This window comes from Planococcus notacanthi, from assembly GCF_030407825.1.
Taxonomy (GTDB): domain Bacteria; phylum Bacillota; class Bacilli; order Bacillales_A; family Planococcaceae; genus Planococcus; species Planococcus notacanthi.
In genome coordinates this window covers 1-15,533 of the sequence record NZ_JASDCQ010000010.1, presented here as the reverse complement: position 1 = coordinate 15,533, position 15,533 = coordinate 1, and the positions used below count along the sequence as shown (strand labels likewise).

14 protein-coding genes, 1 tRNA gene, 1 other RNA gene and 1 other annotated feature are annotated in these 15,533 nt (G+C 45.7%); of the genes, 3 read left to right on the top strand and 13 right to left on the bottom strand.

Features of this window, described 5'->3' with window-relative positions; genetic code table 11:
• Positions 1-312 precede the first annotated feature (312 nt).
• The 4 genes from recR to ffs form a co-directional block, all read right to left on the bottom strand.
• Positions 313-909, bottom strand: a complete 597-nt coding sequence (gene recR / locus QMA01_RS17830) for a recombination mediator RecR (RefSeq protein WP_008497656.1) — start codon at positions 907-909, stop codon at positions 313-315.
• A 12-nt stretch (positions 910-921) separates the two neighbouring features.
• Complete coding sequence (locus QMA01_RS17825) at positions 922-1,242, bottom strand: YbaB/EbfC family nucleoid-associated protein (RefSeq protein ID WP_191716952.1); 321 nt, start codon at positions 1,240-1,242, stop codon at positions 922-924.
• A 27-nt stretch (positions 1,243-1,269) separates the two neighbouring features.
• On the bottom strand, positions 1,270-3,003 hold the full coding sequence (gene dnaX / locus QMA01_RS17820) for a DNA polymerase III subunit gamma/tau (protein WP_191716951.1): 1,734 nt from the start codon (positions 3,001-3,003) through the stop codon (positions 1,270-1,272).
• A gap of 164 nt (positions 3,004-3,167) precedes the next feature.
• Positions 3,168-3,433, bottom strand: an RNA gene (gene ffs / locus QMA01_RS17815) — signal recognition particle sRNA large type.
• Between the two features lie 181 nt (positions 3,434-3,614).
• Here ffs and QMA01_RS17810 point away from each other — a divergent pair.
• Positions 3,615-3,707 (top strand) — tRNA-Ser (locus QMA01_RS17810).
• Positions 3,708-3,906: 199 nt separating this feature from the next.
• On the opposite strand, the gene QMA01_RS17805 is transcribed toward QMA01_RS17810, so the two are convergent.
• The 3 genes from QMA01_RS17805 to QMA01_RS17795 form a co-directional block, all read right to left on the bottom strand.
• Positions 3,907-4,575: a deoxynucleoside kinase gene (locus QMA01_RS17805; protein WP_191716950.1), complete on the bottom strand. Its 669-nt coding sequence runs from the start codon at positions 4,573-4,575 to the stop codon at positions 3,907-3,909.
• Positions 4,572-5,210 (bottom strand): deoxynucleoside kinase, encoded by a 639-nt coding sequence (locus QMA01_RS17800; RefSeq protein ID WP_191716949.1) that lies wholly within the window; start codon positions 5,208-5,210, stop codon positions 4,572-4,574. The genes QMA01_RS17805 and QMA01_RS17800 overlap by 4 nt, the downstream gene beginning before the upstream one ends.
• Positions 5,211-5,305: 95 nt before the next feature.
• On the bottom strand, positions 5,306-6,166 hold the full coding sequence (locus QMA01_RS17795; RefSeq protein WP_290215579.1) for a YitT family protein: 861 nt from the start codon (positions 6,164-6,166) through the stop codon (positions 5,306-5,308).
• A gap of 127 nt (positions 6,167-6,293) precedes the next feature.
• On the opposite strand from QMA01_RS17795, the gene tadA reads away from it, so the two are divergent.
• A complete protein-coding gene (tadA, locus tag QMA01_RS17790; protein WP_290215578.1) occupies positions 6,294-6,785 on the top strand; it encodes a tRNA adenosine(34) deaminase TadA in 492 nt (163 codons plus the stop codon).
• Between the two features lie 12 nt (positions 6,786-6,797).
• On the opposite strand, the gene QMA01_RS17785 is transcribed toward tadA, so the two are convergent.
• The 4 genes from QMA01_RS17785 to pdxS all read right to left on the bottom strand — a co-directional run bounded on the left by QMA01_RS17785 (position 6,798) and on the right by pdxS (position 10,811).
• Positions 6,798-7,658, bottom strand: coding sequence for an alpha/beta fold hydrolase (locus QMA01_RS17785; RefSeq protein WP_290215577.1), 861 nt, complete (start codon positions 7,656-7,658; stop codon positions 6,798-6,800).
• A 92-nt stretch (positions 7,659-7,750) separates the two neighbouring features.
• Entirely contained in the window at positions 7,751-9,028 is a 1,278-nt protein-coding gene (gene serS / locus QMA01_RS17780) for a serine--tRNA ligase (RefSeq protein ID WP_290215576.1), read from the bottom strand.
• Between the two features lie 63 nt (positions 9,029-9,091).
• Positions 9,092-9,298: a binding site (T-box leader), on the bottom strand.
• Between the two features lie 32 nt (positions 9,299-9,330).
• The gene (gene pdxT, locus QMA01_RS17775; RefSeq protein WP_290215575.1) at positions 9,331-9,924 is read right to left on the bottom strand and encodes a pyridoxal 5'-phosphate synthase glutaminase subunit PdxT; all 594 of its coding nucleotides are present in this window, start codon (positions 9,922-9,924) and stop codon (positions 9,331-9,333) included.
• Positions 9,925-9,926: 2 nt separating this feature from the next.
• Entirely contained in the window at positions 9,927-10,811 is an 885-nt protein-coding gene (gene pdxS, locus QMA01_RS17770; protein WP_290215574.1) for a pyridoxal 5'-phosphate synthase lyase subunit PdxS, read from the bottom strand.
• Between the two features lie 104 nt (positions 10,812-10,915).
• Here pdxS and pdxR point away from each other — a divergent pair, with 104 nt between their 5' ends.
• Positions 10,916-12,310 (top strand): MocR-like pyridoxine biosynthesis transcription factor PdxR, encoded by a 1,395-nt coding sequence (pdxR, locus tag QMA01_RS17765; RefSeq protein WP_290215573.1) that lies wholly within the window; start codon positions 10,916-10,918, stop codon positions 12,308-12,310.
• Between the two features lie 38 nt (positions 12,311-12,348).
• On the opposite strand, the gene QMA01_RS17760 is transcribed toward pdxR, so the two are convergent.
• Complete coding sequence (locus QMA01_RS17760; RefSeq protein ID WP_203341449.1) at positions 12,349-13,689, bottom strand: serine hydrolase; 1,341 nt, start codon at positions 13,687-13,689, stop codon at positions 12,349-12,351.
• A 128-nt stretch (positions 13,690-13,817) separates the two neighbouring features.
• On the bottom strand, positions 13,818-15,281 hold the full coding sequence (gene guaB / locus QMA01_RS17755) for an IMP dehydrogenase (protein ID WP_191716940.1): 1,464 nt from the start codon (positions 15,279-15,281) through the stop codon (positions 13,818-13,820).
• Positions 15,282-15,533: the final 252 nt, after the last annotated feature.

Below are 15,533 nucleotides of genomic sequence, written 5' to 3'. Positions count from 1 at the left end.
TGTCGTTCTTGACGACTCCTATGATATTAAAGCATATTATCCAAACTGTCAACACTTTTGGGAAATAAAATTATATTTATAAAACATTCCTTCTGAACCGCTCTTTCCCTTCTATAGGAAGAGTTTAAAAAAGAAGGCAAGTTAAACGGCTCTGTAAAGCCATTCTACTTGACTCCTCTTTCTCTTCAAAGCATTCTTCTTTTCGCTCAGGACTAATCTTACTTGCCAGACTATTATATGCCGAACATAATAAATCAGAATATTTCCCAATTTATTAAATGCCTATAATCTCTATTCCGCCTCTTCTTTCTATTAAAGCTCGCGCCGGCCTTCCAAAGCTTTTGACAACGTCACTTCGTCTGCATACTCCAAATCGCCGCCTACCGGAAGACCGTGGGCAATCCGTGTAGTCTTGATTCCTGATGGCCTTACCAGACGGGAAATATACATCGCTGTCGCTTCGCCTTCGATCGTCGGATTCGTTGCCAAGATCAATTCCTCTACTTCTTCGTCCTGAAGACGCTTCAGCAAGGATGGTACGTTGATATCTTCCGGACCAATGCCATCCATTGGAGAAATAGCACCCTGCAAAACATGGTACAAGCCTTTATAATCGCGCATCTTCTCCATTGCGATGACATCTTTCGGATCCTGCACCACACAAATCGTCGTGCGGTCGCGCTGCTGATCCTGGCAGATATGGCAAGGGTCCACATCAGTAATATGGCCGCACACCGAGCAGAAACTTAAATTCCGCTTTGCATCCACAAGAGCTTTAGCAAAATCAAGCACGGTGTCTTCCTTCATGCCAAGCACAAAAAATGCCAGCCGGGCTGCTGTTTTTGGCCCGATCCCTGGCAATTTCATAAAACTCTCCATTAATTTCGAAATGGGTTCTGGATAATGCATCTGGTTTACCTCCTAGAACATGCCCGGGAGATTTAAGCCCTTCGTGAATTTCCCCATTGTGGAATTCGCATGTTCATCCGCTTTTTTAAACGCTTCGTTTGTCGCTACGATCAACAGATCCTGCAGCATTTCAACATCTTCCGGGTCTACGACTGTTGGATCCAATACAACATCCAATACTTCTTTGTGGCCGGATACAGTGACTTTGACCATACCGCCGCCAGCTGCTCCTTCGAACTTCAATGTACCAAGCTCTTCTTGAGCAATCGCCATCTCTTTTTGCATTTTTTGCATTTGCTTCATCATGCCTTGCATATTTCCTCCACCGCGCATAATTAGTTCCTCCTTAGAATTTTCATTTTAATCGTCATGAACTTCGACAAAGTCTTTTCCGAAAAGACGTTCGGCTTCTGAGATGAACGGATCTTCTTCCGCCACTGCCCCTTCACCCGAAAACGGATTTTCTTCTTCAGCCTCTGACTGTTTTTCTTCAGTGCCCGCTTTCAATCCGCTCTTTTTAATAAACTCTTCACGGATCTTCAGCCAACTGGCATCCGGAACAAAAACCGGCGTATAAGCTTTGCCTGCATACTGTTCCAGCAACTGGCTGAAAGTTGCGGCAAACGTCTGGTTTTCGGAAGCCATCTGGCAATGAATATCATACTTGAATTTTAACACAAATGCATCTGCTGATGCCGCTACCGGCTCTGCATCATTCAATAAAGCCGAATGCGATCGCTGCAATTGGTTCATGACTGTCGCCCAATTGGTTTTGATTGCTTGAATATCCACTTTGGTCGCATTTTTCAAAACATCCTGAATGCGTCCCGTCGGTATTTTAAAGCTGCTTTGCACACGCTGGCGTTTTTTCTGCTCGGCTGGTGCCGCCGCTGCGCCGCTGCCGGCCCCATTCTGTACTTGCTGCTGCAATTCGCGCACCAGGTTTTCCAACTGGATGACTTTCGCTTCCAGTTCGGGTGACACTGCAGAAGCCGTGCTTTGGACCGGCACATCCGCCTGCGCCATTTTCAGCAAGGCTGTTTCCATATAAATTTTCGTATGGTTGGAAAAACGCATTTCCTGCTGTGTCTTGGATAGAATATCAATCCAAGTGTACAGCGTCGCCGGTTCAAATCGCTTGGCCAGCTCTTCAAAACGCGGTTCATGCGTCGCCAACTCCAACATATCGTGAAGGTCTGGCGCCGTCTGGATCAACAAGAGATCACGGAAGAAGGTGATGAAATCCTCAACCAGCCGCACGGGGTCTTTGCCGTCGCGCACCAATTGCTCCAACAGAGTCAACGCCTGTCCGATATCTTTGGCAAGCAATGCTTCAGCGATTCCATAGAACATATCCTGGCTGATGGAACCCGTAACCAGCAATGCGTCTTCAATCGTCATTTCATCGCCGCTGAAAGATACTACTTGATCCAACAGACTGAGTGCATCACGCATCCCACCTGCTGCAGCTTGAGCAATTATTTTAAGCACTTGTTCGTTATAAGGAATCTGTGCATCCGTCAACACTTCCACCATACGCGCAACAATGTCTACTTGTGTATGCGACTTAAAATCAAAGCGCTGGCAGCGGGAAATGATCGTCAACGGCAATTTATGCGGCTCTGTCGTTGCCAAAATGAAGACCACGTGTTCCGGCGGTTCTTCCAATGTTTTCAGCAACGCGTTAAACGCACTGTTCGACAGCATGTGCACTTCATCGATGATGTAGATCTTGAAGCGGGAATTCGCCGGTGAAAACCGGACTTTCTCAATAATCTCCCGCATTTCTTCGACACGGGAATTGGAAGCCGCGTCAAATTCGATGACGTCGGTATTTGACCCTTCATTGATGCTCTTGCAGGAAGCACATTCGTTGCACGGCTCCGACGCCGGCGCCTGCTCACAGTTTAATGCTTTGGCAAATATCTTCGCTGCACTGGTCTTCCCTGTCCCTCTCGGCCCCGAAAACAAATAAGCATGTGTTGTCTTATTGTAAAGCAGAGCATTTTGAAGAGTTTGTTTGACATGCGTCTGACCTGTCATTTCAGAAAAGGACTGTGGTCTGTAAACACGGTAAAAAGCTTGATACGCCAACTTGTTCTCTCCTTTTGAAGAATCTGTTTTTCGTCCCTTTATTGTATCATAAAAAGCCGGTTCTCTTGAATGATTTCCCTGTACAGGAGAGGATGATTCCGTGAATAAAACAATAAAAAACCTGCCCGCTCAAGAGCGGACAGGTTTGAATTTAAAGATTATTGCCGTGCACCTTTCTTCGACTGCTGCACATAAGCGTTACCCTTGTCGTTGGCTCGATCTAGGCGATCCCGCGGCACATGGAATGTTCCACTTAATGCTGCTTCCTTCCGGACCTGACATGGTTCATGGGATTCCATTGCGCAGGACCCAGATGTCAACACTACGTGCAAGAGGCAGACCTTACATGCAAACAGCCTCAGAAAGGAATTCAGTCCTGCTAAAGCGGATTGCAGGTTACAGGACACCGCTATCTTCCCACCTAGCACGGCATTTACTAGTATACGAATGATTTGTTAAAAAATCAATCAGTAACCTTCCTTAAATCTTAATTTCTTTTTAATCGAGCATATTTCCGGGTGCAGATCGGTTTTTCATTAATTTTTTATAAAAAAGAGAATAATGGTTGACATCCATTATTCATCCATGATAAATTAATTCATGTCCAATACGGAGGAATACCCAAGTTTGGCTGAAGGGATCGGTCTTGAAAACCGACAGGGGAGTCAAATCCCGCGGGGGTTCGAATCCCTCTTCCTCCTCCATTTTTTGAATTTACACGCGCATATAAATTCGAGATTGGATTCGTTACGTATGTAACGAATTTTTCTTAAAACTTGTATGTCTGATTATTTCGATATAGAGTACCGGAAGGCTTCGGCTTTCCGGTTTTTTCATGTCCATTTTTTCGTATTACCTGGAAATAAAACAAAACCCTTGAGCAAAAAATGCCCAAGGGTTTCTTTATTTGCGCAGAATAGAAGTTTGCTTCATAAAACTGCCGATACGCTCAACGATTTGCTCGGAGCAGTCCGGATTGTTCATCAAATCGTAATCGTTGATGTTCAAACGGAGAACTGGACAGCCATTGAAGGAATTGATCCAGTTTTCATAGCGCTGATGCATTTCCAGCCAATAGTCCACTGGTGTCTGCTGCTCCATCACACGGCCGCGCTCCTGAATGCGGGAAAGAATGTCTTCAATCGAACCCTCCAGATAAATCAGCAAGTCTGGGTGTGGGAAATAAGGTGTCATCACCATTGCTTCAAACAAGTTCGTGTACGTCTCGTAATCCACGTTGTTCATTGTGCCTTTTTCCCAATGCATCTTCGCAAAAATTCCGGTATCTTCATAAATCGAGCGGTCCTGGATAAATCCGCCGCCGTATTCAAACATCCGCTTCTGCTCTTTAAAGCGTTCTGCCAAGAAATAAATCTGCAAATGGAAGCTCCATTTCTCAAAATCATCGTAGAACAAATCCAAATATGGATTGGTATCGACATTTTCAAATGAAGTCCGGAATTGCAAGGCATCTGCCAAGGCTTTCGTCATTGTAGATTTCCCGACACCCACTGTGCCGGCTATTGTAATTACTGCATTCTGTGGAATGCCGTATTTTTCTCGTAAATTCATAAAGTCAAACTCCTCTTTTGTAAAGTTCCATCCACTTTATCTAAAATCAGCTGAAGATCGCCGCTGTTTTGGACAAAATCGATTTCGTCCCCATTGAAACGCAACACTGGAATTTCAGGATGCTCACGCTCAAAGCGTTCGATGAACTCGTGGTAATCGGCTGCCAACTGCTCCATATAGTCCGGCGTGATCATCTGCTCAAATTCACGACCACGCAATTTGATGCGTTTCATCAATGTATCCAGACTGGCATGCAGGTAAATAACCATATTCGGTTTCGGCATATCCACCGTCAAGATTTTATAGATAGCTTCATACTTGGCGTACTCAGCTTCCGGCAATGTGCGTTTTGCGAAAATCAGGTTTTTAAAGATATGGTAATCGGCGACGACCGGTTCCTGTTTGGAAATGAACTTCTTCTGGATATCGGCCAATTGCTTATAGCGATTGCACAAAAAGAACATTTCTGTCTGGAAGCTCCACTCTTCTATGTCTTCGTAGAATTTATTTAAAAACGGGTTTTCGTCTACTATTTCTTTTAACAGTTGAAATTGATTTTGATCGGCGAGCGCTTTCGTCAACGAAGTCTTGCCTACCCCAATCGGACCTTCTACCGTGATGAATGGCACCGGCATGTGAAGTCCTCCTTTTTCGATTCAAGTAAATTGCAATGCCATTTATTTTAACACACCAACTCGGTTAAAAGTAGAGCGGAAAACCGACAGTTTGTTTAATGAATCGCTGCTTTAAATGTTCCGCCATGCACTTCCTGGGTATCCATAATCGTCAAAAAGGCTTTGGAATCAATGTCTGCTACAATTTGTTTCAGTTTGGTGATTTCCAGACGGGTGACCACTACATAAATGATGTCTTTCGGAGAGTTCAAATAACCGCCTTTGCCATGCAGTTTAGTGAAACTGCGGCCCAGCCGGTCATTGATGGCCAACCCGATTTCTTCGTATTCTTCCGAGATGATCAGCACAGCTTTTGTATCATCCAAGCCCTGTATGACGACATCAATGGTCTTGGAGGCAATGTAGTAGGTCAGAACCGAATACATAGCCTGTTCGATCCCGAGGACAAATGCGGCCCACCCAAAAATGAAGACGTTAAAGAACATGACAAACTCACCAATCGAAAACGGCAATTTTTTCGTGAGCAAAATCCCTAAAATCTCCGTTCCGTCAAGCGCTCCGCCGTTGCGGATGACAAGTCCGACACCTGCCCCCAGAAGCAGACCGCCAAATATAGTAGCCAGCAGCGGATCTTCTACGAAAGGTTCAATCCGGTGCAGGGGTATTTCAATCAAGGCCAATGCCACAATAGCAAAAATGGAAGAAATGAAAAAATTGCGGCCAATATGCTTGTAGCCGAAATAAAGAAAAGGCAAATTAATGATGACCAGCAATATCCCAAAAGGAACCACCGTCAAATAATCCACGATCAAAGAAATTCCGATAATCCCGCCATCGATGATGGAATTCGGCACCAGGAACAATTCAATGGCAGCAGCGGCCATCGCGGCGCCAATAATGATGAACACAAAGCGGATTGTAAAATGAAGTGGTTTTTCCTTTTTATGCTGTTTCACCTATATCTTCACTCCCAGTCTTTTCGTTTCTTTATTTTACGCTTTATAATGATTTTTGTCTGCCTGCATTTCCCTGCTCATTTTGCAGGCCCGAACATGCTACACTAGAACTAAGGAGCGATGCATCATGAACGGAATGGAAATCGATCAATTTTACATGGGATTGGCAATTGAAGAAGCACAAAAAGCCGCAGCTAAAGGGGAAGTTCCAATTGGTGCTGTCATTGTCCATCAGGATCAAGTAATAGCGCGCGCCCACAACTTGCGGGAAACGACGCAAAATGCAGTCACCCATGCGGAACTATTGGCGATTCAAGAAGCTTGCCGACATCTGGGCAACTGGCGGCTGGAAGATACAAAGATTTACGTAACGTTAGAGCCCTGTCCAATGTGCGCAGGCGCCATTCTGCAATCCCGGATTCCCCATGTTATCTACGGTGCACGGGATGCAAAAGCCGGCAGTGTGGATTCTTTATACCGCTTGCTGAACGACGAGCGGTTCAACCATCAATGCCAAGTAACCGAAAATGTCCTTGCTGATGAATGCGGCCAGCTATTGACCCAATTTTTCCGAAACCTTCGGGAAATCAAAAAACAAAAGCGGAAAACCCACCTATAGGGTCTTCCGCTTTTATTCGTTGATAAATTGCTCGATCAACCGATTGACGATATCAGGCTGCTCATGCTGAATCCAGTGGGTCGCTTCTCCGACAAACGTCAAATTGACTTCTTCACAAAAAGACATGCTTTCTTTTGCCAGCATGGGAGACAGGAACTGGTCACCCAATCCCCAGATGATCCTGACCGGCACTTTGATTTTTGTTTCCGGGATTTGGCGGAAGCTGCCCCGCCGGATGGCCCGGTACCAATTCAGCATGGCTGTCAGCGCATCGGACTGCGACCACGCCGTTTTGTATTGCTCCATTTCATGCGAAGAAAATGTATTCGGCTTACTGGTCTGTTCTATGCTTTGCTGCATCGTTTTAAACTCTCCCATACCTAGAGCCTTTTCAGGCAGGTTGGGCAGCTGGAAAAACGCAATATAAGAGCTCTTCATCCATTGCAGGGGATTTTTCTTCAATACCCGAGGCATGGCTTTCGGATGCGGGATATTCAGGACAATCAGTTTGTCCACATACTCTGGATGTGTGGCTGCCAAATGCCAGGCAACGGCCCCTCCCCAGTCATGCCCGATGACAATGGCCGATTCTTTTTGAAAATGCTCGATGATGCCGATAACGTCATCCCGCAAATGGTCGACCGTGTAATTATCGATTCCTTCTGGCTTGTCGCTTAAATTATAGCCGCGCTGGTCAGGTGCCACTACCCGGTACCCTTTTTCCGCCAGCGGCTGAATTTGATTTTTCCAGCCAAACCAAAATTCCGGAAAGCCATGCAACAAGACAACCAATGGTCCATCTTCAGGGCCGGCCACAGCAACATGGAGAGTGATGCCGTTCGACTCCAGGAATTGAAAGTTCACGTTTTCCATCTAACAAACCCCCTTCACAAATGCTCTTTATCTACTCCTTACCCTTTTATCAAAATAAAAGGCTCAAAAGCAAAGTGCTTTTGAGCCTTTTTTTATTTAGTGATGATCTTTTTGCCGCCCATATAAGGCTGCAGCACTTCAGGGATCTTGATTGATCCATCTTCCTGCTGGCAATTTTCAAGCAATGCCGCCACAGTCCGGCCGATTGCCAGTCCGCTGCCGTTTAAGGTATGGACAAACTCAGGTTTGCCGGTTGCTTCCCGGCGGAATTTGATGTTTGCACGTCTTGCCTGGAAATCTTCAAAATTACTGCAAGATGAAATTTCCCGGTACGTTTCTTGGCTTGGGATCCATACTTCGATGTCGTATTTCTTGGCAGCTGTAAAGCCAAGGTCTGCGGTGCACATTTTCAGTACGCGGTATGGTAATCCAAGAAGCTGAAGCACTTTTTCAGCATGGCCTGTCAATTTTTCTAATTCATCATAAGAATCTTCAGGCTTCACAAAGCGCACCAGTTCGACTTTATTGAATTGATGCTGTCTGATTAATCCACGTGTGTCGCGCCCCGCAGAACCCGCTTCAGAACGGAAATTTGAGCTGTAAGAAGCAAAGGCTTGCGGCAGCATATCCGCTGTCAGGATCTCATCACGGTAGAAGTTCGTCACCGGTACTTCAGATGTCGGAATCAGGAAATAATCCTCTTTTTCGATCAGAAAAGCATCTTCTTCAAATTTCGGCAATTGGCCGGTACCGGTCAAGCTTTCACGGTTGACCATATACGGCGGCAGCATTTCTTCATAGCCATGCTCTTCCTGGTGAAGATCCATCATGAAGTTGATCAATGCGCGCTCTAATCGTGCGCCAAGTCCGCGGTAAAAAACAAAGCGGCTTCCTGTTACTTTTGCTGCACGTTCAAAATCAATGATGTTTAAATCCGTGCCCAGATCCCAATGCGGTTTTACTTCGAAATTGAATTCCGGCTTGTCTCCCCACATGCGGATTTCTTCATTATCATCTTCAGAATCGCCGAACGGGACGCTGTCATGCGGAATGTTCGGGACACGCATCATGATGTAGTGGAGGCTTTCTTCCACTTCACGCAGTTCTTCATCAATAGCTTTGATGTTATCGCCGACTTCACGCATTTTTGCAATGGCTTCATCCGCATTTTCTTTTGCCCGTTTCATGGCAGCAATGTTTTGGGAAGCTTCATTGCGTTCCGCCTTCAATTTTTCAGTCTGCGCGATCAATTCACGCCGTTTCAAATCCAATCCTTCAAAATCATCCAGTACAGAAATATCTTCTCCGCGTTTCGCCAGCTTGGCTTTTACTTCTTCAAAATTCGCACGTACAAAACGAATATCCAACATAATTGTTTCCTCCTAAAATTTGATTAACAAAAAAAGACAACAAAAATAGCCCCCATCCCTTGGTAAAGGGACGAGAGCTACCCGCGTTGCCACCCTGATTGATCGGCAAAAGCCAATCCTCTTCATCACATAACGGCATTAAAACCGGCAATGGCTTTTTTCGCCATGCAACTCCGGGACGGATTCAAACGCGTTTTTCGCCGGTTCGCACCAACCACCGGCTCTCTTTGGAAAAACAATCGTTTTACTACTTCCCATCAACGTTTCGTCTTTGAAATTAATCATACTTTACTATAAATTGCTTAATTTGGCAAGGGAAAGCCTGACCTACTGGGAATCATGCTTAAAAAGTACGCCGTAATGCGATGGTCTTCCGTCAGTTCCGGATGAAAAGAACAACCCAAAAACTGGCCGCTTTTTGCCATGACGATTCTTCCATCATGAACACATAATACTTCCGCAGATGGTCCGGCACTGACGATATGCGGAGCGCGGATAAAGACGGCATCAAATGCTCCGTCCAAATCTTTGATTTCAAGCGGTGCTTCAAAACTGTCCACTTGCCGTCCGAATGAATTTCGCTCTACCGCGACATCCATAACGCCAAGATGCGGTTCTTCGTAACCAACTACTGTTTTTGCCAATAAAATCAACCCGGCGCATGTCCCGAACATCGGCTTTCCGCTTTCGGCAAAATCCCGCAATGGCTGCATCATTCCATACCGATCAATCAAACGGCGCATGGCGGTACTTTCGCCGCCAGGCAAAATCAAGGCGTCCAGCGTTTCGAGGTCTTTCGGCCATTTTACCAAAACGCCCTCCGCTCCGCATGCCTCAATGGATTGAAGATGCTCGCGAACAGCGCCCTGTAAAGCAAGAACTCCTACTCGTTTCATCTTTACCAGCCCCGCTCCTGCATGCGCTCACCTGCAGCAATCGTCGATATCTCAATGCCTTTCATAGCGATTCCCAGATCTTTGGACAGCTCCGCAATCAATTGATAATCCTGGTAATGCGTAGTGGCTTCGACAATTGCCTGCGCAAACCGTTCGGGATTATCGGATTTGAAGATTCCGGATCCAACGAATACACCGTCAGCCCCCAATTCCATCATCAATGCCGCATCCGCCGGAGTCGCTACGCCACCAGCAGCAAAATTGACAACCGGCAAGCGGCCCAAACGCTTCACTTCTTTCAAGAATTCATAAGAAGCTCCAAGATTGCGCGCTTCCGTCATCAACTCATCTTCACTCATGGTAATCACTTTTCTCACTTCTGCATTCACCTGGCGCAAATGACGGACCGCTTCGACAATATTGCCGGTGCCCGGCTCGCCTTTCGTACGCAGCATAGAAGCTCCTTCACCGATCCGGCGCGCTGCTTCTCCCAAGTTGCGGCAACCGCAGACGAACGGCACCGTGTATTGATTCTTCAACAGATGAAATTCCTCATCTGCCGGCGTCAGTACTTCACTTTCATCAATATAATCTACACCCATCGCTTCCAGGATGCGGGCTTCTACAATATGGCCAATGCGGGCTTTTGCCATAACTGGAATCGAGACGGCTTTCATCACTTCTTCCGTTATGCGCGGATCTGCCATCCGCGCCACTCCACCGTCTCTGCGAATATCAGATGGCACCCGTTCCAGTGCCATGACAGCAGTTGCACCTGCCGCTTCAGCAATACGTGCCTGTTCCGCATTGACGACATCCATGATGACCCCACCTTTTTGCATTTCGGCCATTCCTCTTTTTACACGGTCTGTTCCTTGCTCACTCATTTACGAATTCCCCCTATTTGTTGATAAATTCAGTATAATAAAGATTGACCATATAAAAAGACTCAGTTCTCTTAATTTCAATAAGGTCAGTTGGAGGAAGGCAAATGGATATGCTTATGTTTCAGCTACAAAAACAGTCTCAAACCCCATTATATAAACAGCTATACCGTGAAATAAAAAAAGCCATCATTGAAGGCAGCATACAAGTTGATACCAAATTACCGAGCAAGCGAAAATTGGCGGATTATCTTCAAATCAGCCAAACGACTGTCGAACTTGCCTATTCCCAGCTTGTTGCCGAAGGATTTATTGAATCACGGCCGCGAAAAGGATTTTATGCCCAGCCGGTTGAAGAACTTGCCTATTTGGATATTCCGCAAGATGAACCGGTTACAAAAGAAACGATTTCCTACAAAGTTGATTTTAATTCAGCCAGTATTGATACGCGCTCGTTTCCTTTTTCCACTTGGCGTAAACTGGCGCGTGATATTCTCGATGAGTCGAGCCACGAATTGCTGTTGTCAGGCCATCCTCAAGGGGATGATGCCCTGCGACAGGAAATTGCCAGGTATTTGTATCAGTCACGCGGAGTCATCTGTGATGCAGAGCAAATTGTGATCGGTTCCGGTACCGAGCAGCTGCTGCCGCTGTTGATCCGCCTTCTCGATAAAACGCTTGTGTTCGGTTACGAGAATCCCGGTTATGCACTGACGCACAGCATTTTCAATCATCATGACCGCCAATCGGTTCCCATTGAACTGGATTCCGATGGCCTAAACGTCAGCGAATTGGAAGCGTCCAATGTCGATGTTGCATACGTTACCCCTTCTCATCAGTTTCCATCCGGCTCTGTTCTGAGCGCGACCAAACGGGCGCAATTGCTCAACTGGGCGGCGGCCAAACCAGAACGTTACATCATCGAAGATGATTATGACAGCGAGTTCCGTTATACGAGCCGGCCCATTCCAGCTTTGCAAAGCATGGATCGGAGCGACCGGGTCATCTACCTCAGCACATTTTCCAAGTCGTTGATGCCTTCTCTGCGACTTGCCTATATGGTCCTTCCAAAACGGCTGCTGCGCGCGTACCAGCAAACTTTTCTTCATTACTCTTCATCAGTGCCTAGGCACGACCAACAAATGGTCGCAACGTTCATGAAAGACGGACATTTCGCACGCCACTTGAACCGCATGCGCAAACTGTACCAGAAAAAAATCAAGCAACTCAGTGCCTCATTAGCTTTATATGCACCTACCGTCATCGTTTCAGGGGAACAGGCCGGTATGCACATTGTCTTGACTGTTCAAACAACGCTTACCGAAAAAGAGCTTGTCACAAGAGCTCAAGAAGCCGGTATCCGCGTGACAGGGATGGAATCTTATGACGTCCATAAAAAAGACAACCCCCACCCTAAAATTGTCCTTGGATTCGGCGGGCTGTCGGAAAAAGAAATCCATTCCGGCATCACTGAATTGATGTCTTGCTGGGAAATCCATTGAAAAAAGCCGGTCATCCAGTAGATGGCCGGCTTTCTTTATTAAAATAATCCTTTTACAAAACCACCGGCATCGTCCCATAGAGAAGACAAAAACCCTCCCGCACTGCGCATCGATAAAGATACCCAATTGGCACGTTCTACAGATTCAGTCGTCGCCACTTCAATATCTTCGGCGCTGCCGCTTAAATAACCGTATTCCGTTCCATCCGCTTTTGCGATTTCCACGGTTCCAACCACTGCATCTTTTTCTACAGCAGCTTCGAGTTTGCCGTTCTGGACAACTGAATCATCCAACAGCAATTCCGGTTGATACAATTTCTTGTCAGCGGTCCGGATCATCATCGTCACCGGCTCTTTGACGGCTATTGAAACATCTTCTTCCACGCCTTTTTCAACGGCTAAGGTTTCCTGCCCTTCAAACTGATAGCCAGCAGGAATGATTTCCTCTGTTGTAAATTGGCCAAATCCGAAATCCATCAACGCACGCGTTGCATCGAAACGGGCTTTATAAGAACCGGCCCCTTCATTGTCTACAGCCCCCATGACGACTGCAATCAACCGGGTATCTTCCCTTTTCGCTGTTCCAGCGAACGAATAGCCCGCGAAATCCGTGCTTCCAGTTTTCAGACCATCCATGCCTTCGTATTCATAAATTAAGCCAGGCAGCATTGAATTCCAATTTTCCATACGCGTTTCATCTGCCGTTCCTTCGCGGAACATCATCACTGGAACCTTTGTCGTTTCAAGCACTTCCGGATAATCATCCAGCAGGATTTTCGTCAGTTTTGCCACTGATCTTGCCGGCATCAGGTTTTCGTCAGTCTTTTTTGTCCCTTCCGGATGCATGTCCATTAGGCTCGAATTACTGAGGCCAGTTGAATTGACGAAAGTTGTTTCTTCTAAACCCATTTCCTCAGCTTTTTCATTCATTAACCGAACAAATTCACTTTCCGTCCCGGCAATCGTTTCAGCAATGCCGATCGTTGCAGCGTTGGCTGAGAAAATAGCCATCGCTTCATACAATTCTTTGATGGTATAAGAGCCATCTTTGCGGAATGGCACGTTGCTCAAACGCATATCCTGGGAAATTTGATAAGCATAATCCGTCACCTGGTATTCCTGGTCCCATTTGATCCGTCCGTCTTCAATCGCCTCGAACAACAGGTACTCTGTCATCATCTTGGTCATGCTGGCTACCCCTAAAGGCTTTCCGGCATTTTTTTCATAGAGGATCTTGCCGCTTTCAGCATCCACTAAAATCGCAGCTTCCGCCATTATATGTAACGATTCTTCCGCTTGTGCTTGCTGCGGAACAATTGCAGTCAAAGTCAAAATTGCCATTAAAGCCATCAATAAACCTTTATTAAAAACTTTTTTCACTTGGATAACTACCTCCGTTTATAATATTCCACATGCTATTCTACCATATTCTCCAGACCCAAAAATGCAAACATGAAAAAAGCACCTTTTCCGTCATAAGATTGACCGAAAAGGTGCTGAGAAGTCGATTAAATTGAGTAGTTAGGAGACTCTTTGGTGATTTGTACGTCATGCGGATGGCTTTCGCGCAAACCGGCACCTGTCATGCGGATAAATTGTGCTTCATCACGCAAAGTCTCTAAATCTTTTGTTCCGCAATAGCCCATTCCGGCACGGATACCGCCAAGTAATTGGTGAATGGTATCAGAAAGTGGTCCTTTGTAAGGCAAGCGCCCTTCGATGCCTTCTGGAACCAATTTTTTTGCATCATCTTGGAAGTAACGGTCTTTTGAGCCTTTTTCCATTGAAGCGATTGATCCCATGCCACGGTAAGTTTTAAAACGGCGTCCTTGGAAGATTTCAGTATCTCCTGGGCTTTCAGTTGTCCCTGCCAGCAAACTGCCCAGCATAACTACGTGGCCGCCTGCTGCCAATGCTTTAATGATGTCTCCGGAATACTTGATCCCTCCATCAGCAATGATGGCTTTGCCATACTTGCGAGCTTCTGTTGCACAATCATAAACAGCTGTAATTTGAGGGACACCCACGCCTGCTACAACGCGTGTTGTACAGATGGAACCCGGTCCAATTCCGACTTTTACTACATCAGCTCCGGCTTCGATCAACGCTTTGGTTCCAGTAGCCGTAGCTACGTTTCCTGCAATGATTGTCAGTTCCGGATACTCAGCACGAATCTGTTTAACCATGCCCAAAACGCCTTCTGAATGGCCGTGAGCTGTGTCTAACACAATCACGTCAACAGAAGCCTTCACCAGATGCTCGACGCGTTTCATTGTGTCTGAAGTGACGCCTACGGCTGCTCCTGCCAATAATCGGCCGTGCTCATCTTTAGCAGCATTCGGGAATTCAATCACTTTCTCAATATCCTTAATGGTAATCAACCCTTTAAGAAGGCCATTGCCATCAACAATCGGCAATTTTTCGATCTTGTATTGCTGCAGAATTTTTTCTGCATCTTCTAAAGTTGTTCCTACCGGAGCAGTGACCAATTGTTCTTTAGTCATGACATCGTCAATCTTTAAAGAATAGTCCTGGATAAAGCGCAAATCACGGTTTGTGATGATCCCGACAAGTGTAAGATCGTCTTCGTTCTTGACAATCGGAACACCTGAAATGCGGTATTTGCCCATTAGATGTTCTGCATCATAGACTTGATGTTCAGGAGTTAAGAAGAAAGGATCTGTAATAACGCCATTTTCTGAACGCTTTACAGTAACAACCTGTTCCGCTTGTTCTTCGATGCTCATATTCTTGTGAATAATTCCTAATCCACCCTGACGAGCCATTGCAATTGCCATTTTAGCTTCCGTTACTGTATCCATGCCTGCACTGATCACTGGAATTTTCAACTTAAGTTTTGGTGTTAATTCAACAGCCAAATCGATATCTTTCGGTAAAACCTCCGAATGAGCTGGTACAAGCAATACATCATCAAACGTTAAGCCTTCTTTTACAAATTTTGATTCCCACATAAGTAGACGCGCCTCCTGCTTCCTTTTAAATATTATTGTAAGGTTATCAGCGTCCATATAGTGTGTCAAGAAACTAATAAAAGAAAAAGTATTTAGAATAATTAATTTCATTTGTTTTAGGGTCGTTAGGAACGCTGTTTAAACAATTACTTACAAACTGCATCATCTTCTATATCGAATGGGATGCATATTGGATGGCCGGTGTTACTCTGATAATTTTTTAGGCTTTCCTATACTTCTTTCAAATAAACA

Coding starts and splice junctions, on each gene's coding strand:
- recR (WP_008497656.1), bottom strand. CDS start 909: ATGCATTATCCAGAACCCATTTCGAAATTAATGGAGAGTTTTATGAAA.
- QMA01_RS17825 (WP_191716952.1), bottom strand. CDS start 1,242: ATGCGCGGTGGAGGAAATATGCAAGGCATGATGAAGCAAATGCAAAAA.
- QMA01_RS17805 (WP_191716950.1), bottom strand. CDS start 4,575: ATGAATTTACGAGAAAAATACGGCATTCCACAGAATGCAGTAATTACA.
- QMA01_RS17800 (WP_191716949.1), bottom strand. CDS start 5,210: ATGCCGGTGCCATTCATCACGGTAGAAGGTCCGATTGGGGTAGGCAAG.
- tadA (WP_290215578.1), top strand. CDS start 6,294: ATGAACGGAATGGAAATCGATCAATTTTACATGGGATTGGCAATTGAA.
- QMA01_RS17785 (WP_290215577.1), bottom strand. CDS start 7,658: ATGGAAAACGTGAACTTTCAATTCCTGGAGTCGAACGGCATCACTCTC.
- serS (WP_290215576.1), bottom strand. CDS start 9,028: ATGTTGGATATTCGTTTTGTACGTGCGAATTTTGAAGAAGTAAAAGCC.
- pdxT (WP_290215575.1), bottom strand. CDS start 9,924: ATGAAACGAGTAGGAGTTCTTGCTTTACAGGGCGCTGTTCGCGAGCAT.
- pdxS (WP_290215574.1), bottom strand. CDS start 10,811: ATGAGTGAGCAAGGAACAGACCGTGTAAAAAGAGGAATGGCCGAAATG.
- pdxR (WP_290215573.1), top strand. CDS start 10,916: ATGGATATGCTTATGTTTCAGCTACAAAAACAGTCTCAAACCCCATTA.
- guaB (WP_191716940.1), bottom strand. CDS start 15,281: ATGTGGGAATCAAAATTTGTAAAAGAAGGCTTAACGTTTGATGATGTA.